General features: G+C 72.2%; 18 protein-coding genes. 1 reads left to right on the plus strand and 17 read right to left on the minus strand.

Going from position 1 to position 25,629, the window contains the following annotated elements:
- On the plus strand, positions 1-2,381 hold a 2,381-nt coding region (locus M8J73_RS11510; RefSeq protein WP_249828577.1), incomplete at its 5' end, for an ATP-binding protein.
- A gap of 125 nt (positions 2,382-2,506) precedes the next feature.
- Here the strand turns inward: M8J73_RS11510 and M8J73_RS11515 are convergent.
- From M8J73_RS11515 to M8J73_RS11595, 17 genes are all read right to left on the minus strand, one after another.
- Positions 2,507-3,634, minus strand: coding sequence for an ABC transporter ATP-binding protein (locus tag M8J73_RS11515; RefSeq protein WP_055538125.1), 1,128 nt, complete (start codon positions 3,632-3,634; stop codon positions 2,507-2,509).
- The gene (locus M8J73_RS11520) at positions 3,627-5,399 is read right to left on the minus strand and encodes an ABC transporter permease (protein WP_055538124.1); all 1,773 of its coding nucleotides are present in this window, start codon (positions 5,397-5,399) and stop codon (positions 3,627-3,629) included. The genes M8J73_RS11515 and M8J73_RS11520 overlap by 8 nt, the downstream gene beginning before the upstream one ends.
- Positions 5,400-5,448: 49 nt before the next feature.
- Positions 5,449-6,651, minus strand: a complete 1,203-nt coding sequence (locus tag M8J73_RS11525; protein ID WP_055538123.1) for an ABC transporter substrate-binding protein — start codon at positions 6,649-6,651, stop codon at positions 5,449-5,451.
- A gap of 245 nt (positions 6,652-6,896) precedes the next feature.
- Complete coding sequence (locus M8J73_RS11530) at positions 6,897-7,355, minus strand: PPOX class F420-dependent oxidoreductase (RefSeq protein WP_055538122.1); 459 nt, start codon at positions 7,353-7,355, stop codon at positions 6,897-6,899.
- A 36-nt stretch (positions 7,356-7,391) separates the two neighbouring features.
- Entirely contained in the window at positions 7,392-8,789 is a 1,398-nt protein-coding gene (locus M8J73_RS11535) for a DUF6177 family protein (protein ID WP_249828578.1), read from the minus strand.
- Positions 8,790-9,048: 259 nt separating this feature from the next.
- On the minus strand, positions 9,049-13,044 hold the full coding sequence (gene eccCa / locus M8J73_RS11540; RefSeq protein WP_249828579.1) for a type VII secretion protein EccCa: 3,996 nt from the start codon (positions 13,042-13,044) through the stop codon (positions 9,049-9,051).
- A 163-nt stretch (positions 13,045-13,207) separates the two neighbouring features.
- Entirely contained in the window at positions 13,208-14,866 is a 1,659-nt protein-coding gene (locus M8J73_RS11545; RefSeq protein WP_249828580.1) for a hypothetical protein, read from the minus strand.
- A gap of 15 nt (positions 14,867-14,881) precedes the next feature.
- On the minus strand, positions 14,882-16,264 hold the full coding sequence (gene eccD / locus M8J73_RS11550) for a type VII secretion integral membrane protein EccD (RefSeq protein ID WP_249828581.1): 1,383 nt from the start codon (positions 16,262-16,264) through the stop codon (positions 14,882-14,884).
- Between the two features lie 16 nt (positions 16,265-16,280).
- On the minus strand, positions 16,281-16,586 hold the full coding sequence (locus M8J73_RS11555) for a hypothetical protein (protein ID WP_079054744.1): 306 nt from the start codon (positions 16,584-16,586) through the stop codon (positions 16,281-16,283).
- 96 nt (positions 16,587-16,682) lie between these two features.
- The gene (locus M8J73_RS11560; RefSeq protein WP_055521555.1) at positions 16,683-16,994 is read right to left on the minus strand and encodes a pore-forming ESAT-6 family protein; all 312 of its coding nucleotides are present in this window, start codon (positions 16,992-16,994) and stop codon (positions 16,683-16,685) included.
- Positions 16,995-17,065: 71 nt separating this feature from the next.
- Positions 17,066-17,398: a hypothetical protein gene (locus tag M8J73_RS11565; RefSeq protein WP_055521554.1), complete on the minus strand. Its 333-nt coding sequence runs from the start codon at positions 17,396-17,398 to the stop codon at positions 17,066-17,068.
- 225 nt (positions 17,399-17,623) lie between these two features.
- The gene (gene dnaK / locus M8J73_RS11570; protein WP_249828582.1) at positions 17,624-19,336 is read right to left on the minus strand and encodes a molecular chaperone DnaK; all 1,713 of its coding nucleotides are present in this window, start codon (positions 19,334-19,336) and stop codon (positions 17,624-17,626) included.
- 369 nt (positions 19,337-19,705) lie between these two features.
- A complete protein-coding gene (gene rbsD, locus M8J73_RS11575) occupies positions 19,706-20,095 on the minus strand; it encodes a D-ribose pyranase (protein ID WP_055540512.1) in 390 nt (129 codons plus the stop codon).
- Entirely contained in the window at positions 20,092-21,006 is a 915-nt protein-coding gene (locus tag M8J73_RS11580) for a ribokinase (protein WP_055540513.1), read from the minus strand. The genes rbsD and M8J73_RS11580 overlap by 4 nt, the downstream gene beginning before the upstream one ends.
- Positions 21,007-21,113: 107 nt before the next feature.
- On the minus strand, positions 21,114-23,066 hold the full coding sequence (locus tag M8J73_RS11585) for an ABC transporter permease/substrate-binding protein (RefSeq protein ID WP_055540514.1): 1,953 nt from the start codon (positions 23,064-23,066) through the stop codon (positions 21,114-21,116).
- Complete coding sequence (locus tag M8J73_RS11590) at positions 23,056-24,600, minus strand: sugar ABC transporter ATP-binding protein (RefSeq protein WP_055540515.1); 1,545 nt, start codon at positions 24,598-24,600, stop codon at positions 23,056-23,058. The genes M8J73_RS11585 and M8J73_RS11590 overlap by 11 nt, the downstream gene beginning before the upstream one ends.
- Positions 24,597-25,616: a LacI family DNA-binding transcriptional regulator gene (locus M8J73_RS11595; protein WP_055540516.1), complete on the minus strand. Its 1,020-nt coding sequence runs from the start codon at positions 25,614-25,616 to the stop codon at positions 24,597-24,599. Before M8J73_RS11595 ends, M8J73_RS11590 begins: the two co-directional genes overlap by 4 nt.
- Positions 25,617-25,629 lie beyond the last annotated feature (13 nt).

The following is a 25,629-nucleotide window of genomic DNA, read 5'->3' on the forward strand; positions in this document are numbered from 1 at the left end:
AGCCCGCGCCCGGGAGCGTGGTCTGCGCCCTGACCGGTACCGCGGGCACGGGCAAGACCGCCCTGGCCGTGCACTGGGCGCACCGGGTCCGCGACCGTTTCCCCGACGGGCAGCTCTTCGTGGACCTGAGCGGCCACTCGCCCGAGGGCCCGGTGCGCCCCGTCGAGGCGCTGGCCCGGTTCCTGCTGGCGCTGGGCGTGACCGCGGACCGGATCCCGGGGACGCCGGAGGCCGCGGCCGACCTGTACCGCACCCTGGCCGCCGAGCGGCGGATGCTCGTCGTCCTGGACAACGCCGTGGACGCCGAGCAGGTACGGCCCCTGCTGCCCGGCGGGCCCGGCTGCATGGTGCTGGTCACCAGCCGCGACCGCCTGGCCGGACTCGCGGCACGCGACGGTGCCAGGCGGATCGGCGTGGACGTGCTCAGCCCCGACGAATCCAGGCTCCTGCTCGTCCGCACCCTCGGCCGAGCCCGCGTCGACACCGACCCGCGCGCCGCCGCCGACCTCGCCCGCGCCTGCGGGCACCTCCCGCTCGCGCTGCGGATCACCGCCGCCAACCTCGACCACACCCCCTGGCGCAGCCTGCGAGAACAGGCCGACGAACTGAGTGACGGCGACCCGCTGGCCGCCCTGTCCGTCACCGGCGACCAGTCCACCGCCGTACGTGCCGCCTTCGACCACTCGTACTACGCACTGGACGCCCCGGTCCGGCGGATGTTCCGCATGTTGGCACTGGTGCCGGGGCCGGAGACGGGGCTCCGGGCCGCCGCCCTCGTCGCGGGCACCACACCCAAGGAGGCCGCCGCCCTGCTGGAGCGGCTGACCGCCGCCCATCTGCTGCGCGAGCACCGGCCCGGCCGGTACCGCCGCCACGACCTGGTCGCGCTGTACGCCGCCGAACGCCTGCGCGACATGGAGAGCGAGTCCGACCGCCGGGCCGCCCGGAGACGGCTGTACGACTGGCTGGTGGCGGTGGTGGACCGCTGCGCGCTGTTGCTCGCCCCGGGGCAGCAGCGCCTGCTGCCCCGGGGCGAGCAAGGCGGCCACGACGGCGAGGCTGCGTCGGCGGAGATCCCCGACGCCGCGACGGCGATCCGCTGGCTGGACACCGAACTGCCCAACATCGACGCGGCCGTCCACCAGGCCGCCGCCGAGAGGCATCCGGCCGCGTGGCTGCTCGCCGACGCCCTGCGCGGCCACTCCTGGACCCGCAAGCTGGTCGTGGACTGGACGGCTCTGGGGGAAGCCGCCCTGTCCGCGGCCGAGGCCGCCGACGAGCCGCTGGCCCAGGGTGCCGTGCACAACCTGCTCGGCAACGCGCAGATCCAGCAGGGCCACCCCGAACGGGCGATCCTCCACTTCGAGCGGCTGCTCGTCCTCGCCGAAGCCGCCGGCTCACTGGAGGGCGCCGCCACCGCGCACACCAACCTCGGCATGGTCACCCGGCTCAGCGGTCGGCCGCGGCGCAGCGCCGAACACCTGGAGCGGGCCATGGAGATCGACCGGCTGGGCGGCCTGCCGGACGGGCACCCGGCGGTCCTTCTCCAACTCGCCAACGTGATGGTGGACCTGGGCCGTCCGGCCGCGTCGCTCGACTGCCTGCTGCGGGCCGAGCGCCTGGCGCCGGACCTGGACTCCCGGCACAACCGGATCCACCGGGAGGCCGACCGCGCACGCGCCCTGCACCTGCTCGGCGACCACCGCGGTGCGGCCCGTCATCTGGAGAGAGCCCTGTCGATGTCCCAGGAGGACAGCGACGTCGGCAGCGAGGCGTACGTCCTACGGTTGAAGGCCGCGGCCCGCCAGGACCTCGGCGACCTCACCGCAGCCCTCGAACTGGCTCTCAAAGCGGCTGAGTTGAGCGAGCTGAGTGTCCATGACTACTACCGCGCCGCCGCCCGGATCACGCTCGGCGGTGTCCTGCTCGCGCTGGGCCGCCGGGGTGAGGCGGCCCAGGTCTACCGGGAGGCGTTGAAGCAGGCACACGAGCACGGCGCGTTCGACCTGGAGGCGCGCGCCCTGCTGGGTCTGGCGTCCGTCCCGGACCCGGCGGACCGGGAACAGGCCGCCCGCGCCCTGGCCCTCGCCCGCCGCGCGGAGTACGTCCTGGTGGAGGGCGAGGCCCTGATCGTCCTGGCCCGCGCGGCACTCCAGCACGGTGAACCGGCGGTCGCCGCCGACCACGCCCGCCAGGCCCTCGCACTGCACCGCACAGCCGCCCATCCCCAGGGCCAAGCCCACTCCCTCGACCTCCTCGCCCGCGCCCTCGACGCGAGGGGAGGGAAGGCCGACGACACCGACGGGAGGGCCGCGAACCGACACCGGGAGGAAGCCCGGCAGATCTTCCGGACCCTGGGCGTCCCGGTCCCACGTCACTGACCGACCCGCCCACGGTGGGAAATCCGTCCACCGGGCCGCACCCATCATGGCGGGGACGGCGGCGGCGTGCGCCGGGCCGCCGTACGGGAGGCCGAACCCCCGGGTACGGCCGCCGATGCCGACGGCTACGACATCACCGTCAGCAAGTCCCGCTGATCCTCCGGCAGTTCCACCCGATCCGCGTACAGCAGCGCGTGCCCCGGTTCGAAGACCAGCGCCACCTCGCCCGCCAGCCCTCCGTTGCCGCTCAGCACCTGCACCACCTGGTCGCCGAGGCGCACGTCGTACTCGTAGCGGGAGCCTACGTAGGAGCTGGTGATGACCTCGGTGGTGAGGCGGTTGACGTCCGCCGGGGTCTCGGCGGACGGCACCACCTCCAGGCGCTCGGGGCGGACTGCCACCGTCACGGACTCGCCGACCCCGACCCGGCGTTCGCTGTCGACCCGCACCACCTCGCCGCTCGCGTCGAGACGTACGCCGTGCCGGGTGCCGTCCAGTCCGACCACCTTGCCGGTGAGGAAGTTGCAGCGGCCGACGAACGCCGCCACCGCCGGGGCGGCAGGCTTCTCGTAGATCTCGTGCGGCGTGCCGATCTGGATCATGTTGCCGCCCTCCATCACGGCGATCCGGTCACTCAGCGCGAGGGCCTCGTCCTGGTCGTGGGTGACGTACACCGTCGTGATGCCCAGCTCCTCCTGGAGCCGCTTCAGCCAGGCGCGGGCCTGTTCGCGGAGTTTCGCGTCGAGGTTGGACAGGGGCTCGTCCAACAGCAGGACCGTCGGCGAGTACACCAACGCCCGTGCCAGCGCCACGCGTTGCTGCTGGCCGCCGGAGAGCTGGTGCGGGTAGCGGCCCGCCAGCGCGGCCAGCCCCACCTTGTCCAGCGCGTCGTGGATGAGGGTCCTCTGCTTGTCCTTGGGCACCTTGCGGATGTTGAGAGGGAGGGCCAGGTTCTTCGCGATGGTCATGTGCGGCCACAGCGCGTACGACTGGAAGACCATGCCGAGGTTGCGCTCCTCTGGGGGCAGGAAGACCCCCGCGCCCGCGTCCACGAAGGTCCTGCCGCCCACCGCGATCGAGCCCTCCGTCGGCTGTTCCAGGCCCGCGATGCAGTTCAGCGTCGTCGACTTGCCGCAGCCGCTCGCGCCGAGCAGCGTGAAGAACTCGCCGTCCCTGATGGTGAAGGTGACGTCGCGCAGGACGGAGTTGTCGCCGAACGTCTTCGCCAGATTCTTGACGGTCACCTCAGGCATGGTGCTTTCCCTTCATGAGCAGTCCCGCCAGGGCGACGAAGACAGCGGTGATGCCGATCTGGAGGGTGGCCAGTGCGGCGACGGACCCGGCCCTGCCCTGCGTCCACAGGCTGAGCATGGTGGTGCCGAGGATGTTGTTGTCGGCCGAGCTGAGGAAGACGGCCGGCGAGTACTCCTTGAGCATGATCACGAAGGTGAGCACGAGGGCTCCGGCGAACGCGGGGGTGATCAGGGCCCGCAGGACCCGGAAGAACGTCATCAGCCAGTCGGCGCCGGAGACGCGGGCCGCGTTGTCCAGCTCACCGCCGATCTGCATGATCGCGGGGGCGACCGACCCGAACGCGCTGGGCAGGGCCCGCATGCCGAAGGCGATGATGACGGCGTAGACCGTGCCCTGGAGGACGGAGCCCATGCCGAACGGGGCGAGCGCGAAGGCCCAGAAGAAGCCGATGCCGATGATGATGCCGGGCAGGGACTGCGGGATCAGGGCCAGGTACTCGACCGCCCGGCCCCAGCGGAACGTGGAGCGCCGGGCCACCATCACCGCGAACACGGCGAGGACGGACACGGCCACCGAGCCGACACCGGCCACGATCAGGCTGTTCCACAGCGACTGCACGTAGTTGTCGGAGTCGAGGACCAGCTCGTAGTTCTTCGTCGTCACCGTCCGGAACGGCGACTGGAGCGGCGTGAAGACCAGGGTGAAGGACCGCATCACCAGGCCCGCGATCGGGATCAGCGCGCCCACGACGACGTACAGCGAGATGAACGCGATGCTCACCCACTTCAGCCGGCCCAGGTCCAGTTTGCGTGGCCGGGTGACCTTGCCGCGTACGGAGACGAACCGGGCCGCGTCCTTCAGCAGCTTCGCCTGCACGGCGACCAGGCTCAGGGTGACGACGAGGATGACCGTGGAGGCGGCGCCCAGCATCGTGTAGTCGGGGTCCACCGACTGAAGTCCGTTGTGGTACAGGAACGTCGAGAACACGTCGATGTCCACCGGCTGCCCGTACAGCAGCGGCACGCTCAGCGTCTCGATGGAGACGGAGAAGACGAGGATCGCGCTGTAGACGACCGGGGGCCGCAGCAGCGGCACGATCACCTGGGCGAGGATCCGGAAGGGGCCCGCCCCGCACACCTGGGCCGCCGATTCGAGCGACGCGTCCGACTGACGCAGCGCGTTGGCGCAGAACACGTACGCGATCGGCGCGAGCGCCACCGCCTCGGTGAGCGCCATGCCGGGGATCGAGTACAGGTTCCAGGGCACACTGCCGAGGAGCTGCTGCACCTTGACGCTGACGAACCCGGCGGGCCCGTACATGATGATCCAGCCGAAGCCCAGGATCAGCGACGAGATGAAGAACGGCCACTGCATGGCGAGGGCGATCAGCCGCCCGCCGGGCAGCTTGGTCCGGACGACCACGATCGCCATGGGGATGGCGATGGCGAGGCTCAGGACCGTGGTCAGCGACGCGAACAGCAGTGTGTTCAGGGCGACTTCACCGAAGCCGGCCTTGGTGAACAGGTCGGTGTAACCGCTGAGGGTGAACGCGCCGCCCGCCTCGTACAGCGGGCGGTTGCGGATGCTCTGGTAGAGGGTCGGGACGATCGGTGCCAGCACCAGGACGGCGAGGAACGCCAGGACCGCGTACTGGACCACCGTGTCCCGTCCGATGCCGAAGGGACGGCGGTAGCGCGGCGGCCGGAACGTCTGCGCCGGGGTCTCGTCCGCGGGTGTGCGGGGTGGCTGGGTGAGGGTTGACATCTGAGCTGACTCCGATCGTCCTTGAGACCTGCCTGTCTGCGGAGTCCGTCTACTTGCGCAGTCCGTCGAAGCGCTCCAGCCAGGCCGCGGCGTCGTCCTTGGCGACCTGCTGGTACTTGACGTGGATGATGTTGTCCTCGCCGACCGCGTCGACGACCTCCTGGTAGGTGTGCAGGCCCTCGCCCTTCACGCCCTCGCGGTACGAGGCGAGACCGCCCTCGGCGACCGCGCGTTGACCCTCGTCGGAGAGCGCGAAGTCCAGGAAGAGCTTCGAGGTCGCCGGGTGCGGGGCCTCGGCGGCGATCCCGATGCCGCGCGGCAGCACGACCGTGCCGTCCTTCGGGAAGACGATCTTCACCAGGCCGGCGCTGTCCTCGACCACCGGGTACGCGGGGGAGGCGCTGATCAGGAAGCCGGCCGAGTACTCACCGGAGACGATCTTCTCCAGCTGGGTGCCGGAGGAGGTCTCCGGGCGGGTCAGCGGGAGGATCCGCTTCAGGTCGTTCCACGCCTCCGGGTTGCCCTCGGTGAGCGCCCGCGTCACCGTGAAGCCGAACGAGCCCTCCGGGTCACGGACCGTCACCTTGTTCTTGAACGTGCCCTCGTCGGCCGTGACGATGTCCGCGAAGTCCGTCAGCGTCGTCGGCGGCTTCTCCATCAGCGAGGTGTTGTACGCGATGGTCATCGGGTCCTGCGACATCGAGTACACGCTCGGCAGCAGCTGCGCGCTGTCGCCCAGCTCCTTCAGTTCCGGCGACGTGTACTTCAGCACGGTGTTCTCGCGGGCCGAGAAGTCCGCCCACGCGGTCGCCGCGCTGGAGATCAGCACGTCCGCCGGTGACGAGCCGGCCGCGTTCTCGGAGAGCGTCTTCTGGAACAGCTCGTCGCTGTCCAGCTCGTTGACGGACACCGTCTTGATGAAGCCGTACTTCTTCTTGAAGTCCCGGACGATCGGCGCCATGTTCTCGTCGCCGAGGTTCGAGTAGACGGTGAGCTTGCCGCCCTCCTTCTTCGCCGCCTCGACCAGGTCGGCGTAGTCGGCCGGGTAGTAGTCCGGCACCTTGCCCGCGGAGATCTTGTTCACCGCGACCTTCGGCGCGTCGCTCTCCCCGCCGCCGCAGGCGCCCAGGGTGCCGAGCGCGAGGGTGGCCGCGACCGCGGCCGCCAAGGGGCGCCGGACGGGCCGCCGAAACGTGACAGCCGTGCCGGTGACGGCGATGTGTCCGGTGCCGAAGTGGCTGGATCTGGCCATGGTTCTCCTCCTGGCGCGTGCCTGCTGGCAGCTGTTGCCGGGAGGTTAGGGACCCAGGTCAGACCGGTAAATCCCTTACCGGCCAAAGCTCGTACTGCTCGTATTGGTCGTTGTGTACGTGACGCGAGTCACCGTCGCTCAGTAGGCGCGGATGGCTGAGAACACACCCGCGGCGGACCGTCTCCGACGCCCGCCGCTGGCCGCCGGAGAACGGCTCGTGCTCGCTCAGCCGGATCCGATGCGTCTCAGCCGTCGATGTCGAGCGCCGTGCCGTACAGGCGGTCCACCTTCAGGCGGATGACCACGCGGCGCTCGGCGACCAGCTGCCGCAGGAAGGCGTCCTCGTCCTCCGGCTTCGCCGCTTCCGGGATCATCGCGAGGAGTTCCCGTCCGACGGCGTCGCCGGGAACGGTCGTGGTCTCGGAGACCTCGGCCTCGCCCTCGGCGACGGCGAACGACCACACGTCGCCACCCTGCACATGGAGCGCCGCACGCGGGTCGCGCCGCAGATGCCCGACCTTGACCCGGTCGGCCGTCGTCGAGAACCGCACGACGCGGGCTTCGGGGTCCCAGCTGTACAGCATGGTGGTCAGGTGGGGGTGGCCACTGCGCTTGACGGTGGCGAGTGTGCCGAACTGCTGCTTGCCCAGCAGGCCGGAGAGGGCTTCGTCGGACAGGGGGCGCGGTGCGGGTCCTTGAGCAATGACGTGATCAACACCCTTGGGGGCTCGGCCATTTCATCACGGTGCCGTCGGCGACCGCAGATGGGTCGTCAGCCGCTGGAGCCGCTCCCAGGACGCCGGGTCCTCGCCGTCGCCGAGGGGGTAGTGCAGGGCCGGGCGGGTCGTCGGGCCGAGGGCTGTGGGGGGCTTGTCGAGTGGGGTGCGGCGGGCGTGGTCGGGGCCGATGGAGTGAACGTCGTCGGGGCCCAGGGTGAAGGCGGCCGGCAGCGGCGGGCCCTCCAGGCGCGGGGCGGTCGCGAGGTCGGCGGGGGCCGCCTGCACGGACGTCAGCATGGTCCGCAGGGAGTGCCTCGTGACCAGCTCCTCCGCCAGCGCCCGCACCCGGTCCAGCGGCAGCTCCTCACCCTCCGCGAACCCGACGGTCAGGACCATGTCCTCCTCGACGCCCTTCGTCGTCCGTGTCACCCGTAGCGTCGCGAGGGCCGGGCGCTCGGGCCGCCCCACCACGATCAGCTGCGACGGCTCGGGCATCCGCTCCCGCGCCAGGTCCGTCAACTGACGTGGTGACCAGGGGAGGTTGACGGGCTCTGCGGTGCCCCAGCCGCCGGGCGCCGAGCCGGTCAGGGTCTCCCAGGCCGTCTCCAGCGCGCCGCCCAGCAGGAGCCGTTCGTCGGGCCGGTGCACCGTACGGATCGCGACGATCAGCCGGCGGCCGGGCGCCTCCTCCGCGCGGCGGGTGAACGCGGCGGCGACCGTCGCCGTGCCGTCCTCGGACAGCGCGGGCGAGAACGCCCCGTCCTGCCAGCGCAGCACCGCCCCCGACAGACCGTCGTAGTAGCCGCACTCCGGGTCCCGCACCACCCACCGGTTGGGCACCCGGGCGAGCGTCGTCCGCGCCGGGGCGCTCAGCCGGACCCCGGGCGGGGTGACGATCTGGAGGGACCGCCGGGACGCCACGGCCGTCCGCATGATCTCGGCGAGCCAGCTGGTCAGCGCCACCACCGGGCGGTCGATGAGGACGACCGCCGCGTTCTCGGTGACGACGTCCACAGCGGGCTGCCCGGCCCCCGCCGACGGCACGGCCGACACGTCGACGGCCTCCGTGCTCGCGGCCCCGGCCGGCCAGGTCGTGCCGCCCAGCAGCGCGTTGAGCCGGCCGCACACCACCCCGGCCAGCTTCTCCGCCTCCGGTACGGCCGTGGAGGCCCGCGCCTCCGTCCACCAGTAGGGGGCCTCGGCGCTCTGCCCGAGCAGCCGCTCCGCCTCGCCCGGCACCCGCACCAGCAGCGGCGACTCGACGGACACCAGGGGGCGCCCGCCGGGGCCGTGCAGCTGGACGACCGCCCCGTCGGCCGCCGCCGACAGGTCCAGGTCGGAGCCGCCCGCGTACAGACTCGCCATGAGCGCCCACACGTCGGGCATCGTCGGGGTGAGAGCGATGACGTCCTTGGTCACGTGCGGTCGTCCTTGTCGGTGGTCGTGGCGGGCTGTCCTGTTGGGGCGGGCGCGGGTGGGCGGGCTCCCGTCGGAGTGGGCGCGGGTTGGCGGGCTCCCGTCAGGGCGGACGCGGGTCGGCGTACCCCCGTCAGGGCGGGCGCGGGTCGGCGGGCTCCCGTCGGGGTGGGCGCGGGTGGGCGGGCTCCCGTCAGGGCGGGCACCAGTCGGTGTGCTCCCCTCGGGGTGGGCGTGGGCGGGCGTCGTCCCGGCCGAGCCGTCATCGGCGGTCGGCCTCCTCGCCGGACAGTGCCGTCTGGATCAGCTGGTGGGCGCGGCCCCGGCGGACCAGGGTGCCCCGGCCCGGCGGCTGCGCGGACGGGTACAGGCCGGGGAAGAGCTGGCCCTCGCTGCGCTCGCCGGTCATGAGCAGCGCGGCCGTCCCCGTCTCGCGGAGCGTCTGGAGCAGCGGCTCGTAGACGGCCCGCGAGGCGCCCGCCGTCCGCCGGGCGATCACGAAGTGCAGGCCGATGTCCTGCGCCGACGACACATACGGCAGGAACGGCGCGAGCGGCTGCTGCCCGGCGGTGGTGAGGATGTCGTAGTCGTCGACGAGGATCACGATGCGCGGCCCCTCGAAGGCGGGCTCGTCGGTCACCGCGTCCGGGTCGGCGCTCTCCGGCATCCGCTTCTCCAACTCGGTCGCGATCCCGGACGCCAGCCCGACGGCGAGCTTCGCGTTGTGCGCGTAACCGCCCCGGTACGGCTCCGGGACCACGCCCCGCAGCCCGCGCCGCGGGTCGAACACGCCGAAGACCAGCTCCTCCTCGGAGTACTGCTCCACCAGTCGGTCCACGATCAGCTTCAGCAGGTTCGTCTTGCCGCACTCGTTGTCGCCGAGGACCAACAGATGCTGGTCGGAGCCGAACAGGTCCAGCAGCACGGGCGCGAGGGCGTCCTGGTCGACGCCGATCGGGACGCGGCCCGGCTCGGCGACCTGCGACGGCAGCCGGTCGGCGGGCAGCCGGGTCGGCAACACCCGGACCGGCGGCGCCAGTTCGCCGTGCCAGGTGGAGCGGATCGTACGGGCCGCGTCCTCCAGTGCCGGACCGAGGTCGCCCGTCGACGGCCGTCCGTCCAGGCGGGGCAGCGCGACCTGCGCGAACAGCTTGCCGTCGGTGAGGGCCCGCCCCGGCGTGTCGGGCGACAGGGTCTGGGAGAGCTTTCGGTCGACGCTGGAATCGCTCGGGTCGTTGAGCCGCAGCTCGATCCGGGTGCCGAACATGGACTGCGTCGCGATCCGCACGTCGTTCCAGCGGAGCATGCCGCCGACGACATGGATGCCGTAGCCGCCGCCCCGCTTCAGGAGGTCCACGACCGTGTCGTCCAGCTCGGCGAACTCGTCGCGCAGCGCCCCGAACCCGTCGATGAGCAGCACGATGTCGGTGGAGCCCAGCTCCCGCAGCCCGCCCTGGGCGCGGAGGCGGCGCAGCTGGTCGACGGAGTCGATGCCGTGCTCGCGGAACAGCTCCTCCCGCTCGATCAGCATCGTCCGCACCTCGGCGACCGTCCGCGCCGCCCGCTCCCGGTCGGCCCGCCCGGCGATCCCGCCGACGTGCGGCAGCCCGGCCAGGGCGGAGAGGCCGCCGCCGACCAGGTCGAGGCCGTAGAGGGCGACCTCGGCGGGTGTGTGGGTCGCCGCCAGCGACAGCGCGAGGGTCCGCAGCAGCGTCGTCTTGCCGGACTGCGGGCCGCCGATCACCGCCGCGTGTCCGCCCGCGACCGTCAGATCGAGCACCCAGTGGCCCTGCCACTGCTTCGCCGGATCGTCCAGCACCCCGAGCGGCACCCGCAACGGCCCCTGCCGGGCGGCGAGTTGAAGCCCGCGCTCGTCCACGCCCACCGGCCCGGCCGCCGCGTCCAGTGTGATCGCGTCCGGCAGCGGCGGCAGCCAGATCCGCCGCACCGGGCGCGCGGCCCCGGCGAGCCGGTCGACCATCACCGACATCACCGTCGGCCCGGTCTCCCGCTTGGTCGCCCTGGGTTCCTCGGACGCGCCGCCCGCCGCCGGCGCGCCGCCGAGCGTGTTGTACGCCGGGTACGGCCACGCGAGCGGCGTGTCGTCGTCCTCCCGCGCGGCGAGCGCCGGACCCCGGTAGGCGCCGGACACGTACCCCGCCTTGAACCGCTCGTACGTCGAGGTGTCCACCTTGAGGTAGCCGAAGCCCGGCAGCGGCGGCAGATGGAAGGCGTCGGTGGTGTCGAGGACGGTCCGCGACTCGTCGGCGGAGAACGTCCTGAGGCCCAGCCGGTACGACAGATAGGTGTCGAGGCCCTTGAGCTTGCCGCCCTCGATGCGCTGGCTGGACAGCAGCAGATGCACGCCGATGGAGCGGCCGATGCGGCCTATGGAGAGGAACAGGTCGATGAAGTCCGGCTTCGCGGTGAGCAGTTCACCGAACTCGTCGATCACGACGAACAGGTGCGGCAGCGGTTCCAGGTCCGGGCGGCTGCTCGCTCGCAGGGCCGCGTAGTGCCCGATGTCGGCGACGTTCCCCGCGTCCTTCAGCACCTGCTGCCGCCGCTTGACCTCACCGGCGAGGCTGGAGTGCACGCGTTCGACGAGCCCCGCCTGGTTCTCCAGGTTGGTGATCACCCCGGCCACGTGCGGCAGCCCGGTGAACGGGGCGAAGGTCGCGCCGCCCTTGTAGTCGACCAGGACGAGCGCCAGGTCCTCGGGAGGGTGGGTGGCGGCGAGCGCCAGCACCAGGGTGCGCAACAGCTCGCTCTTGCCCGAGCCGGTCGCGCCCACGCACAGCCCGTGCGGGCCCATGCCCAGCTCGGAGGACTCCTTCAGGTCGAGCAGCACCGGTTCATGACGGTCCGTCAGGCCGATCGGCACGCGCAGGAACTCCCGCTCGCCGCGCGGCGCCCACAGCCGCTCCAGGTCCAGTACGGCCGGGTCGTCGACGCCGAGCAGCACGGGGAAGTCGACCGGCCCGGTGACCGGGGTGCCCTCGGCCGCCGACTCCGCCGACAGTCGCAGCGGCGCCAGCAGCCGGGCGAGGCCCTCGGCCCCGGCGGCGGACACGTCGTCGGAGGAGCCCCGCGCGACCGCGTGCGCCCCCTCCCGGAGATCCTCGACGACGACCTGGTCGCCGCGGACGGTGATCCGCACCGACACCTGGTCCGGCTCGTGGACCTGCCGCTCCAGCAGATGCAGCACCGTGACACCCATGTCGCCGAGCCCCACCGCCGTGTCCGGCAGCGGCAGTTCGGCGGCCGTCTCCCCGTACTCGTCGCTCACCACCAGCATGCGTGACGCCAGCCGCAGCGCGCCCCGGTCGGCAAGGCCGCGCCGCACCTCCGCCGCGTACGAGGCGCGCCGCCCCAGCTCATGGCGGAAGTGCCGGGCCAGCTGCGCCAGGCTCGGCGCGATCCGCCGGGCGGCCACCGGCCCGTCGTGCTCCTGCCCGTCCAGCACATGGGGCAGCCACTTCGCCCACTCCCAGTCCGGCAGCCGCTCCCCGGGCACCCCGAGCGCCACGGCCACGTCGTCCGGCGCGTGCGTCACGGCGACCTGGACGAGCAGCGCCCGCGCCACCCGCAGCACACCCTCACGGTCGCCGACGACACTGACGTTGCCCGCGCGGTCCAGGGGCACGGTGATCGGGCAGTCGTCGGCCACCGCGTAACGGGCCAGCAGGGCACGCGCCTCGTTCAGCATGAACGGGTCCGGCGGCGTCATCACACCGCCCTGGTTCTGCCCGATCGCCAGCTCCGCCACCGGCACGTCACCGGTGCCGACCCGCACCCGAAGGAAGTCCGCATCCCGCCGCCGGCGCTCCCACAACCGCGCCGGGTCCCGCGCGAGGTCGTAGAGGGCCTCCGGGGGCGGATCGAGCACCCGGGCCAGCGTCCGCCGCTCGCGCTCCTGCGCCCCCAACTCCTCGCGCAGCTCCTCCAGATACTCCAGGTACCGCTCCCGCTGCGCCCGCCGGGTGCGCTGCGCCTTGCCGCGCTGCGACAGGAACAGGGCGACCGCGCCGAGCAGCGCGAAGACCAGCACGACCGCGCCGAGCGCCGCGAACTGGCTGCTGCGGATCACGGTCATCATCACGACGGAGCCCATGACCCCCGCCATCGGCAGCAGCGCCGTCGCCGCCGAACCCGCCTTGCCCTCCGGGAGGTTCGGCGGCGGCTCGATCGTGCGGGGTTCGGCCGCCCCGAGCGGACGGGTGCTGCGCGCGGGCCGATGGACCAACTGCTGGGTCACGGACGGACCCCTTCTTTCCCTGGGCGGTCGTGCGTGGCGGTGCGATGAGCGTGGTCGTGCGTGGCGGTGTGGTGAGCGTGGTCGTGCGTGGCGGTGTCATGAGGGCCGCGGTACATGGCGGGGGTGCCGTGGCGGCCGCTTGTCGCGGAGCCGGGTCGGCCGCTCATCGCATCCTCACCGCCCGGGTCATCGCCTCCGCCGCCAGTGTCACGGCCGCGTCCCGCGTGGCCTGGCCCAGCAGGGCGGTGCGGATCGGGCCGCCCTGGGCGAGGTGCCGGTCGTAGGGGACGGTGACGACGTGGACGCCGGACTCCTTCAGGTGCGCGACCGCCGTCTTCCGGTCCAGTGTGACGTCGGGCGAGTTCGCGGTGAGCGCCACGACCGTCGAGGCCAGCGCGGAGTGCGGCAACTGGCCCAGCCAGTCCAGGACCTGCCGGGTGCCGTTGACGCCCTCGGCGGTCATCGGGGCGACCACCACGCGCGCGTGCGCCGTGTCCATCGCCGTACGGGCCACCTCGCCCGGCAGCGTCTCGCAGTCCACCACGGTCACCGCGAAGTAGCGCCGGAGCGCGAGGGTCACCGTGCGGTACGTCCGGATGTCCAGCGGGGCTCCCACGCGGCCCTGGCTGGCGGGCAGCAGCCAGCCGCCGTCCGAGACGGGCACCAGGTAGCCGGTGACATCGGTGAGCTGCATCGCCGGGTTGAGGATCCGCGCGAGGTCGGCCGCCGCCCAGCGCACCGAGTCGGCGCCCATCCGCACCGGCAGCGTGCCGAGCGCGGCGTCCGCCTCCAGGGTGAGCACCGGGTCGTGCCGGTAGTGGTTGAACGTCCGCCCCAGCAGCGCGGCCACGGTCGACTTGCCGACGCCGCCCCGGATCGACGTCACGGCGATCACCCGCCCCGTCGTCACCGGCTGCTGCAACTCCCGCGCGATGCGCGTCTCCTCCGCCACGTCCTGTGCGGCGGACGCCGTCAGCTTCTTGATCGAACGCCCCGTACGCCGGGCCACGGAGTCCCCGTGCTGCGGTCGCCCCAGGGCGTGCGCCAGCCGGGGATCGATCGTCGGCACCGACTCCGGGGTGTGCGCCGGCGACTGCGGCACCCGCGAACCACGCGGCGCGGGGGCGGCCGGGGGAGTGGAGCGGGGGGTGGGACGACCATCGCCGCGCCGGTCAGGGGCGCCCGGCGACTGGGCGGACACCTGGGGGAGACCGAGGCGGGGGTCGACTTGGTGGGGGCCGACGGGGTGCGGGTCCACGGCGTAGGGATCGGCGGGCTGCCCAGGCCGGGGCTGAACCGGCGGCTGGACGACGGGCGTCGGCTGCACGGGCTGTGCGGGCTGAGCGGTTACGGGGTTCACGGGCACCGGGCCCACGGGCATCCCGTGCCCCGGCCCAGGCCCCGGCGGCGCGGGCTCCGGTCGTACGGCCCCCTGTTGCCCCCGCTCCTGCTGCTGTCCCTGCTGCCCCTGCTGTCCCGGAGCCGGATGCCCCGGCACCGCCCGCATCGGCCGGTCGCCGGCGCTCTCCTCGGCCGTTTCAGCCGTTTCGGATGGCTCGGGCCTCTCGACCGCCTCGGACGGAACCGAGCGCACCAGCCGCAGCGTCGGCTCGGGCCGCCGTGCGGCGCCGGAAGGCACGCCGGTCACACCGTTCGCACCCGCCGCACCCGACGCCGCACTGGCCCCGGCCCCGGACGGTTCCGAACCGGACGCGGCACCCGCACCCGTACCCGTGCCCGCACCGGCCCCCGCGCGCGCCCCCGCACCGTCCTGCCCCAGCTCGCGCAGCACGTCCCGCTGCCAGTCCTCTGCCTGCGCCATGTGCGCCCCCAGCTCCTAAGCGAAGGTGTCGAGCAGTCGCCCGTACACGCCGAACACCCCGATGAGCAGCGGGAACAGGATGATGACGCCGATGGACTCCAGCGTGTCGCCGAGGCGGCGGAACCGGACCCGGACATGTTCGGCGGGCTGTACGGCGAGCACCAGCAGCGGCAGGACGGCCAGCAGCACGAGCGCGCCGAGCGGACCGGCCGCGTCGCCGGACCGCTCCACCCAGACCGCGATCAGCCGCACCGCGAGCACCGCCGCCGCGCCCAGCAGCACCACGACCTCGCCGACCAGCGGGAACGCCCGGGCGCGCAGCGCGAGGACGACCATGGTGACGACGGCCAGCACCACGGTCCACTTGGTGGGCGCGCGCAGCGCGAACACCCCGGCGGCGGTGGCCGAGACGGCCATCGTCACCGTCGCGAGCACCAGTCCCCGGTGGGTGGCGGTGAGCGCGGCCGCCACCTGGTAGCGGCTCACGGAGGTCCCGGCGGAGCGCCGGTCGTCGAGCCCGGAGAGACCGGACGCCATCAGCGCGAGCCGGGGCAGCAGCCCCAGCACGATCACGGAGACGACGGCGAGCACGGCGCCCACCCGGGCCTGTTCGGCCGCCGGCGACCCCACCGACACGAACGCGGCGACGCCCAGCCAGCACACCGCGGTCCCGGCCAGCGCCCCGGCCCCGACCAGCCCGCCCCGCCCGAGCGGGCTGAACAGGCCGAGCAGGGCGAGGGTGACGATCCCCGCCCCGGCCAGCGCCGCGACCCGGGCGGTGCCGGACCAGCCCTGCGCGTCGGCCAGTGTGGAGGCGCCGAGCAGCGCCAGCGCCCCGGCGGTCACCAGGAGCGTCGTGGCGAGCCCGTACCTCCTCAGCCGCCCCAGCAGCGCGCCCGCGAGCGCGGCGACCAGGGCGACGGCGAGCAGGGCGCCCGCGACGGTCCCGGCCGCGTACTCGGCGCGCGCCAGCCACCCGGCGGCCAGGGCCCAGCCGACCGTGGCGAGCCCGGCGGTGACCCGCCGTGCGGCCGGGCTCCAGCGCCGGGCACGGGAGTCGAGGTCCTCGGCGGCCTCGTCCGTGACGTCGTGCACGACGGGCGCCGACGGCGCGTCCTCGGCGCGCACCAGACGCAGTACGGCGCCGTCAGGGACCCCGGCCGACTCCAGGGTGCTGTCGTGGGCGAGCGCGCTGCCGTCCGTGGTGACGAGATGCCGCAACTCCGGCTGTCCGCCGACCTGGTCGTCGAGCAGCCGCATCACCTCGGGCAGCAGCAGCCCGACCGGTTCCCGCGACGGCAGCACGAGATCCACGCGCCGCCGCTCACCGACCAGCGTGACCCGGCTCAGTGCCGTACGACCGCCGGTCATCTCCTGGCCCAGAGCCCCCGTAGACATCACGCGTTCGAACCTATCACCGGGTAGAAGTGCTGGTAGGAGCCGTGGAGGAGGCCCCCGACGGGCTCGCCGAGGGCGTCACGGACGGCTGTACCGAACTCCCGTACGGGCTCTTGCCGATGATGCGGTTCGACACGAACGACCACCCCACACATCCCGCGCACAACACCGCCGCGATGACGATCCCGGCGAAGACCTTCCCGATCCGCTCGTCCACCGAGCGCCGCTGCCTCTGCGCCCCGAACAGCAGGGCGTCGCGCAGCCGTCGACGGCGCACCGACACCGACTCCAGCAACTGGCTGTCGTAATCCTGCGCCGCCACGGCTGCCTTCCCTCACTCACTGCTCACTGCTCACGCGCCCGGAAGCCGACGCCCGACGAGCGGAAGCCGATGCCGGACGCCGGACGCCGGTCCGCGTCAGCCGATCTGGTCGACGGCCGCGCGGGCCTTGGCCAGCGTGGACTGGGCGGTTCCGTCGTTCTGTTCCAGCGTGGTGCGCACCAGGCGGATGATCTCGCGGACCTCGCCCGCGGCCTTCTTCCAGCGCTCTTCCTTGCCGTGGTAGTCGTCGGAGACACCGTCGGCCTGGAAGTCGGTCATCGCGGCCTTCACCGCGGCGTCGCGGTCGCTGAGCACCCGCTCCAGCTGACCCACGATCGTGCCGAGCGAGGTCTGCACCTCACCCGAGGCACCGGTGTCGTACGAACGGCGGTCCTGGTTCTGACCCATGGTGAATCTCCCCGTGTGGCTCTCGTGACTCTAGGGCTGTCGATGAACGGGCCGTGGCCGGTGGCCGTCGGCTATCGCGCCCCGAAGCGGGCCGCGTCGAAGTTCGCGAGACCCATGTTCTGGTTGGCGTTGTCCTGGGACTCCACGTCACCGGTGCCGAAGGCGTTGTCCATGCCCGACTGACCGCCCAGGATCGCGGCGAGCGAGCTGTTGAGGTCCGCGGTGATCTCGTCCGCGCGGTTCTTGAACGAGTCGAACGCCAGCTTGCCCGAGCCGTTGAACTTGCCCTCCAGCGGCTCCGCCGCGCTGATCAGCAACTGGATCAGCGTCCCCAGGTCGTCGCTCGAACCGAGCGTGCTCTTGCCGAGGTCCGCCAGAGTCGTCGACCCCATGTCGAACTTCACGTCGTGTCCACCCCCGTGTGTCTGGGTCACCTACGTCCCGCCCATGCTCCCCCACAACCCGTTGCACCCGCAACGCACTTGGCGTCGAAGTGACATGATCGGGACATAACTCGAACAGGGCTGTGGCGCGACGACGCTCGCACGCCCCGCCGACGCGGCCGATCGAGAGGGACCCATCGACGGTGAGTGGGGGTGCTCCAGGATCCGCGCGACCTTGTTGGTGGGTCAACGGTGGAGTAACTGTGCGATGGTGGCGGCCTTCTCGGTGGCCTCGCGGACGGCGGCGTCGTCCCCGTTCTCCAGGGCTTCCTTCAGCTCGCGGACCGCGGCCTCAGCCCTGATCTCGATGTCGCCCGGGACTGCGCCCGCATGGTCCCGAAGAGATGCCTCGATGATGTGGACGCGTCGATGGGCCTGGTCGCGAATCTCGGCGGATGCGCGCCGCTGACGTTCCCGGTGGTCGTACCGTGCGGCCTCACGCTCCAACCGTTCGAGATCTGCCTCCCGCAGAACGGATTCACCGGTGACTGCCACGCGTTGCTCCTTGCCGGAGCGCAGGTCCTTGGCGGAGACGTGCATGATGCCGTTGCCGTCGATGTCGAAGCTGACCTCGATCTGGAGCTCACCGGCCTTCGCCGGTGGCAGACCGTTCAGCGCGACCGTGGCGATCTTCTTGTTGTGCGCCGTGAGCTCGTGCTCACCCTCGTAGACCTTGACCTCCAGTGCCGTCTGGTGGTCCCGCGTCGTCGTGAAGATCTCGGATCGCTTGGTCGGGATCGTGGTGTTGCGTTCGATGAGCTTGGTCATGACGCCGCCCTTGGTCTCGATGCCGAGAGACAACGGGCTGCAGTCGAGCAGCATGACGCCCTGCACCTCGCCCTTGAGGATGCCGGACTGGAGGGCCGCTCCGACGGCGACCGGATCGTCCGAACGGACGCGTCGGCGCTCCTTGCCACCGGTCAGTTCGTCGACCAGCTGGATGACCGCGGGCATACGCGTCGAGCCGCCGACGAGGATGACGTGGTCGATCTCCCCGAGCTCTACGCAGGCGTGCTTGATGACGTTGTAGAACGGAGCTTTGCAGCGCTCCAGCAAATCGGCGGTGAGCTGCTGGAACCCGTCCCGGGTGAGCCTCGATTCCAGATGCAGCGGACCCTGGGCGGAAGCCGCGATGTAGGGCAGTTCGATCGTGGTCTCGGTGGTCGAGGAGAGTTCGACCTTCGCCCTCTGCGCGGCCTCGCGCAGGCGCCGAAGTGCTGTCCTGTCCTTGGCGAGATCGACGCCGTGGTCGTCGGCGAATCGCTTGACCAGATAGTCGACCATGCGCTGGTCCCAGTCGTCACCGCCGAGTGCGTTGTCCCCGCTGGTGGCCTTCACTTCCACCACGCCGTCGCTGATCTCCAGCAGCGACACGTCGAAGGTGCCGCCGCCGAAGTGGATGACCATGACTGTCTCTTCGTCCCGGTCCAGGCCGTAGGCAAGAGCGGCGGCGGTCGGCTCGCTGACGATGCGCAGGACGTTCAGCCCCGCGATACGGCCGGCTTCCTTGGTGGCTCGCCGCTCGCAGTAGCCGAAGTGTGCCGGGACAGTGATCACTGCATCGGTGACTCGCTCGCCCAGGTACGACTCGGCGTCCCGCTTCAGCTTCTGCAGGATGAACGCGCTGATCTGCTGCGGCGTGAAGTCCGTGCCGTCGATGCGTACCTTCTTGCCGGTGCCCATGTGACGCTTGACAGAACAGATGGTGCGGGCCGCGTTGATCACCGCCTGCCGTTTGGCCGCCTCGCCGACCAGCACCTCACCGCTCTTCGTGAAGGCGACGACGGAGGGTGTGGACCTGGCCCCCTCCGCGTTGGTGATGACGGTCGGATCACCCCCCTCGAGAACACTCACCACAGAATGCGCCGTACCAAGGTCGATCCCGACAGCACGAGCCACCGTGCGCTCCCCCTCAGCCATCGCGGCGTAAGCCACGCGCGGACTTCCCCCCATCAGGCTTCCATGTCCGACTAATGCGTACACGTCTCTTCCGTGAGCGTGTGGCGCCTTGTTCCGCCCCTGGAACCACCGACTCCCGAGGACTACCCGGAGGCCTATTGGCATACCAAAAAACTTTCAAGAGACCGTGCAACCCTTTCCCCACCTGGCCGGTCGTACTGGGCGTCGGAACTTCTGGAGGGGGATCTGGGGGGATCGCGGGGGTTCTGACGGGGAGGGGAAAGCCGAGGGGCCCGGTCTTGGACCGGGCCCCTCGAAACATGTCGGGCGGCGCGAGAGCATCCACGTCCCCTCAGCGGAGCGCCCCACTCAGAAGAACACCCCGCAGCGCAGCAGCACGTTCGCGTACGGCCGCGCCTCCCCGGTGCGGACGACCAGCCGCGCGTCCGCCGACAGTTCCTTCAGCCGCTCGTGGGGGACCAGCTCCAGCACGGCGAAGCGGTCCGCCAGCAGGGCCGCCGCCTCCGGGTTGGCGTCCCGTACCTCGTGCGCGGCGGTCGCGCCCTCGACCACGAGCTCGTCGAGCAGCCCGTCCAGCACCTCGGCGAACGACGGCACCCCCGCCCGGAACGCCAGGTCGACCACCCGCGGCCCCCGCGGCACCGGCATCCCCGCGTCGCACACCAGCACCCCGTGCCCGTGCCCCAACTCGGCCAGCGCCCCGGCCAGATGGCGGTTGAGTATCCCGCCCCGCCTCACCGGCTCCCACTCCCGAGCGCGGCGACCTCGTCGGCCGTGGGGAACGACACCTGCGCCCCGGCCCTGGTGACGGCCGCCGCCCCGACCCGCGCCGCGTACGCGGCTGCCTCGGCCGGCTCCTCGCCCGCGCCGAGCTTCCACGCCAGCGCCGCCGTGAACGCGTCCCCGGCCCCCGTGGTGTCCACGGCCTCCACCTTCAGGGCCGCCACCCGCGCGGTGCCCTCGGCGGTCGCGATCAGTGCGCCCTCCGCGCCCAGCGTCACCACCACCGAGCGGGGCCCGAGCGCCAGCAGCGCCCGCGCCCAGTCCTCCGGCGACCCCGCCAGCTCGCCGCCGGCGATGACCCGCGCCTCGTGCTCGTTGACGATCAGCGGATCGCAGGCCGCCAGCACCTCCCCGGGCAGCTCCCGCGGTGGCGACGGGTTCAGCACGAACCGGGTGCCCTCCGGCAGCCGCCGTACGACCTCCACCACCGTCTCCAGCGGGATCTCCAGCTGCGCCGACACCACCCGGGAACGCCGGAGCAGCGGGTCGGCGGCCCGGACGTCCTCGGGGGTCAGCCTCCCGTTGGCGCCGGGGGACACGACGATGCTGTTGTCGCCCGACGGGTCCACGGTGATCAGGGCGACCCCGGTGGGCGCCTCGCCGACCAGCACCCCCGCCGTGTCGACGCCCGCCTCGCGGAGCGAGTCCAGCAGCAGCCGGCCGTTGCCGTCGTCGCCGACCCGGGCCAGCAGCGCCGTACGGGCCCCGAGCCGGGCCGCCGCCACCGCCTGGTTGGCGCCCTTGCCGCCCGGATGCACGGCCAGGTCGGAGCCGAGCACCGTCTCACCGGCCCCCGGCCGCCGCTCGACACCGATCACCAGGTCGGCGTTGGCCGATCCCACGACCAGGAGGTCGTAGTCGTACATGAAGCATCTCCCTGTGCTGGGTTGGAGCCGCCCGCCGGCCGGTCGCGCCGGAGGGCGGAAAAGCCGAGGCGGCCGGACGGGTCCCCCCGTCCGGCCACCGCGTCGTGTCAGCCGCCGAACTCGGCCACATTCTTCGCCGTGACCACCTTCACCGGCACCATCACCGACTTCTTCACCTTCTCGCCCTCAGCGGCCTTCACCGCGTTGCGCACCGCGATCCTGCCGAGTTCGGCGGGCTGCTGCGCGACCGACGCGTACAGCGTGCCGCCCTCGACGGCCTTCAGACCGTCGGTGGTGCCGTCGAAGCCGATGACCTGGACGGACTTGCCGGCCTTCGAGCCGAGTGCCTTGATCGCGCCGAGCGCCATCTCGTCGTTCTCCGCGAAGACACCGTCGACGTCGGGGTTGGCCTGGAGAAGGTTCGTCATCACGTCGAGGCCCTTGGTGCGGTCCCAGTCGGCGGGCTGCTTGGCGAGGACCTTGATGCCCGGGTACGCCTTCAGACCCTCGGCGAAGCCCGCGCCGCGCTCCCGGCTGGCAGAGGTGCCCGCCTGGCCCTGGAGGATGACGATCTCGCCCTTGCCGCCCAGCTTCTCCGCGAGCGCCTTCGCGGCCAGCTTCCCGCCGCTGACGTTGTCGGAGGCGACGAGGGCGGCCGTGTTCGCGCCGTTGACCGCCCGGTCGACGGCCACCAGCGGGATGTCCGCCTTGTTCACGGCCTTCGCCGCCGGGGTCACCGCGTCGGAGTCCACCGGGTTCACGATGATCGTGCCGAGACCTTCGCTGGTGAAGTTCTGCAACTGGTTGGCCTGCTGCGAGGCGTCGTTCTGCGCGTCCGTCACGGACAGGTCGACACCCAGCTTCTTCGCCTCGTCCTGCGCGCCCGCGCGGATCTGCACGAAGAAGGGGTTGTTCAGCGTGGACAGCGACAGCCCGATCTTCTGGCTCTTGGCCGCCGACGAACCACTGTGCAGGAAGGATGTCGCGCCCACGACCGCCGCCGCGACCACCGCCGCGAGGAGGTACGTCATCGCCTGCCTGCCCCGGTCGCCCGAGCCACCGGTCCCGGCGGCCACCGGGGTCGCCCCGGCCTTGCGGCGGACCGTGTCGAGGAGTACGGCCAGCGCGATCACGACACCGATGACGACCTGCTGCCAGAACGCCGACACCGACAGCAGGTTGAGGCCGTTGCGCAGCACCGCCAGGATCAGCGCGCCGATCAGCGTGCCCGACGCCTTGCCCGTGCCGCCGGCCAGGGAGGCGCCGCCGATGACGACCGCCGCGATCGCGTCCAGCTCGTAGCCCTGCGCGGCCTGCGGCTGCGCGGACGACAGCCGGGAGGCCAGCACGATGCCCGCCGCCGCGGCGAACAGCCCGGACAGGGCGTAGATCACGAGCTTCTGACGCTTCACCGGGAGGCCGGACAGTCGGGCCGCCTCCTCGTTGCCGCCGATCGCGTACATGGCCCGCCCGATGTACGTCCGGCCCAGGACCACAGCCGTGACCAGACCCATGACGACCATCACCAGGACGGGCACAGGCAGCCAGCCGCCGAGGTTGTCACCGAGGTGCGACACCGACTCCGGGAACGCGATGGGGCTGCCCTGCGAGATCACCAGCGACAGACCGCGCCCCACCGACAGCATCGCGAGCGTCGCGATGAACGGGGGCAGCTTCCCGTACGAGACGAGGAAGCCGTTGACGAGACCGCACGCGATGCCGGTGACGATCGCGAGGAGGACGGCTATCGGGACCGGCACGCCCTCCGATGTGGCGCTCCACGCCAACACGGTCGCCGACAGGGCCGCCACCGAACCCACCGACAGGTCGATGCCCGCCGAGACGATCACGAAGGTCACACCGAAGGCGAGGATGGCGGTGACGGCCGCCTGGACGCCGATGTTCAGCAGGTTGTCGGCCGTCAGGAAGTCGCCGGACAGCACCGACATCGCGACGACGAGGACGATGAGGGCGCTCAGCGCGCCGTTGTCGAGCAGGATTCTGCGCAGGCCCGAGGGGCCACTCGCGCCCGTCGTGCTCTTGAGCGTGTCAGCGGCCACCGTTGGCCTCCGTTCCGGTCGTGGTGGTGTGAGGGGTGGTGGTGTGCGGGGTGGACACGGCGAGCGCCATCACCGCGTCCTGGGTGGCCTCGGCGGCGGGCAGTTCGCCCGCGACCCGCCCCTGGGCCATGACGATCACCCGGTCGCTCATACCGAGCACCTCGGGCAGATCGCTGGAGATCATCAGGACGGCGGCTCCGGCGGCCGTCAGCTCGTTGATCAGCTCGTAGATCTCGACCTTCGCGCCGACGTCGATACCGCGCGTCGGCTCGTCGAGGATCAGCACCTTGGTGTCCGCGAGCAGCCACTTGCCGATGACGACCTTCTGCTGGTTGCCGCCGGACAGCGTCCGCACCGCCTGGCCAAGACCGGCCATCCGCACGCCCAACTGCGCGGCGACCCGTGCCGCGTTCGCCCGCTGCCCCTTGAGGTCGACGAACCCGCCCCTGGTCGCGCCCCGCAGGGTGACCAGGCCGAGGTTCTCCTCCACGGACGCGTCCAGCACCAGCCCTTGGCCCTTGCGGTCCTCGGGGACGAGACCGACGCCGGCGGTCATCGCCGCGTTGACGTCGTGCCGGGGGACCGGGGTACCGGAGACCTTCACGGCCCCCTTGTCGTACGGGTCGGCGCCGAACACGGCCCGCACGACCTCCGTCCGGCCGGCCCCGACGAGCCCGGCGATGCCGACGACCTCACCGGCCCGCACCTCGAAGCTCACGTCGTGGAACACGCCGTCCCGCGTGAGCCCCTCGACGGCCAGCAGCGCCTCCCCGGCGTCCGGCCGCCGACGCGGGTACTGCTGCTCGATCGACCGGCCCACCATGAGCCGTACGAGCTCCTCCTCGGGCGTGGACGCCGGGACCTGCCCGACGCTCCTGCCGTCCCGGACGACCGTGACCCGGTCGCCCAGCGCGGCGATCTCCTCCAGGTGGTGCGTGATGAAGACGATCCCGACCCCGTCCTCGCGCAGCCTGCGCACGATCGCGAAGAGCTTCTCGACCTCCTCGGTCGTCAGCACGGCCGTCGGCTCGTCCATGATCAACACGCGCGCGTCCAGGCTCAGCGCCTTCGCGATCTCGACCATCTGGAGCCGCGCGATACCGAGTTCACGGACCCGCGCGCGGGGCGACACGTCCACACCGACCCGCTCCAGCAGGACGGCGGCGTCCGCCTCCATCCGCTTGCGGTCGACCATCCCGAAGCGGCGCGGCTGCCGCCCCAGGAAGATGTTCTCGGCGACCGTCAGATCGGGAACGAGGTTGAACTCCTGGTAGATGGTGGCGATGCCCAGCCGCTCGGCGTCCTGCGCCCCGCGGATGCGCACCTCCTCGCCGTCCACCAGGACCCGGCCCCCGTCGGGGTGGTAGGCGCCCGACAGCATCTTGATCAGCGTGCTCTTGCCGGCGCCGTTCTCGCCGAGCAGCACGTGCACCTCGCCCCGGCGCAGGTCGAAGTCGACGCCGTCGAGCGCGACCACGCCGGGGAAGGTCTTGCGGATGCCCTCGATGCGCAGCAACTCGTCCTCGTTGCTCACGACGTGCTCCTTTGCACAGGGTTGGGGTTCTCGCCGCACGAGCGGCGTACGACGAGACGGGCGGGGAGGGTGACGGACTGCGGGGGCCGCCCCTCGATGCGGTCGACCAGCGCGCGCACGGCGGCGCGCCCCAGCTCGCCCGTGGGCTGGGCGATCGCCGTGATCGGCGGATCGGTGTGCACGAACCAGGGGATGTCGTCGAAGGCGGCCAGCGCGATGTCGTCCGGAACCCGCATCCCACGCGCGCGTACCGCGTCCAGCGCGCCGAGCGCCATCAGGTTGTCGGCCGCGAAGACGACCTCGGGCGGCGTGGCCAGATCGAGGAAGCCCTCGGTGACCCGGCGCCCGCTCTCGGCCTGGAAGTCGCCCTGCCCTGTGTAGTCCTCGGGCAGGTCGAGCCCGTACGCGTGCAGCGCCTCACGGAAGGCCGCCACACGCTCCTGGCCGGTCGTGGTCGCCGCCGGGCCCGCGATGATGGCCAGCCGCCGGTGCCCGAGCCCGTGCAGATGCGCCACGAGATCCCGGACGGCGGCCTCGCCGTCCGCCCGGACGACCGGCACGTCGACACCCGGGATCCACCGGTCGACGAACACCATCGGCGTGCCCGCGCGCACGGCGTCCAGCATCAGCGGGGAGCCGCCGTCGGTGGGGGAGACGAGCAGGCCGTCGATGCGCCGGTCGAGCAGGTTCCGCACATGGTGGTCCTGCAGGTCCGGCCGCTCGTCGGCGTTCCCGATGATCACGCTGTACCCGAGCGCGCGGGCCTCCTCCTCCACGGAACGGGCCAGCTCCGTGAAGTACGGGTTCATCACGTCGCTGATGACCAGGCCGAGGGTGTGGGTCTGGTCGGTGCGCAGGGAGCGGGCGACGGCGTTCGGGCGGTAGCCCAGCGTCTCGACGGCGGCCAGCACCCGCGCGCGGGCGTCGGCACTGACCGACGGATGGTCGTTCAGGACCCGCGACACCGTGGCGACGGAGACCCCCGCCTCGGCAGCGACATCCTTGATGCTCGCCATCGCCGCTCCACCT

Source organism: Streptomyces neyagawaensis, from assembly GCF_023516595.1.
Lineage (GTDB): Bacteria > Actinomycetota > Actinomycetes > Streptomycetales > Streptomycetaceae > Streptomyces > Streptomyces neyagawaensis.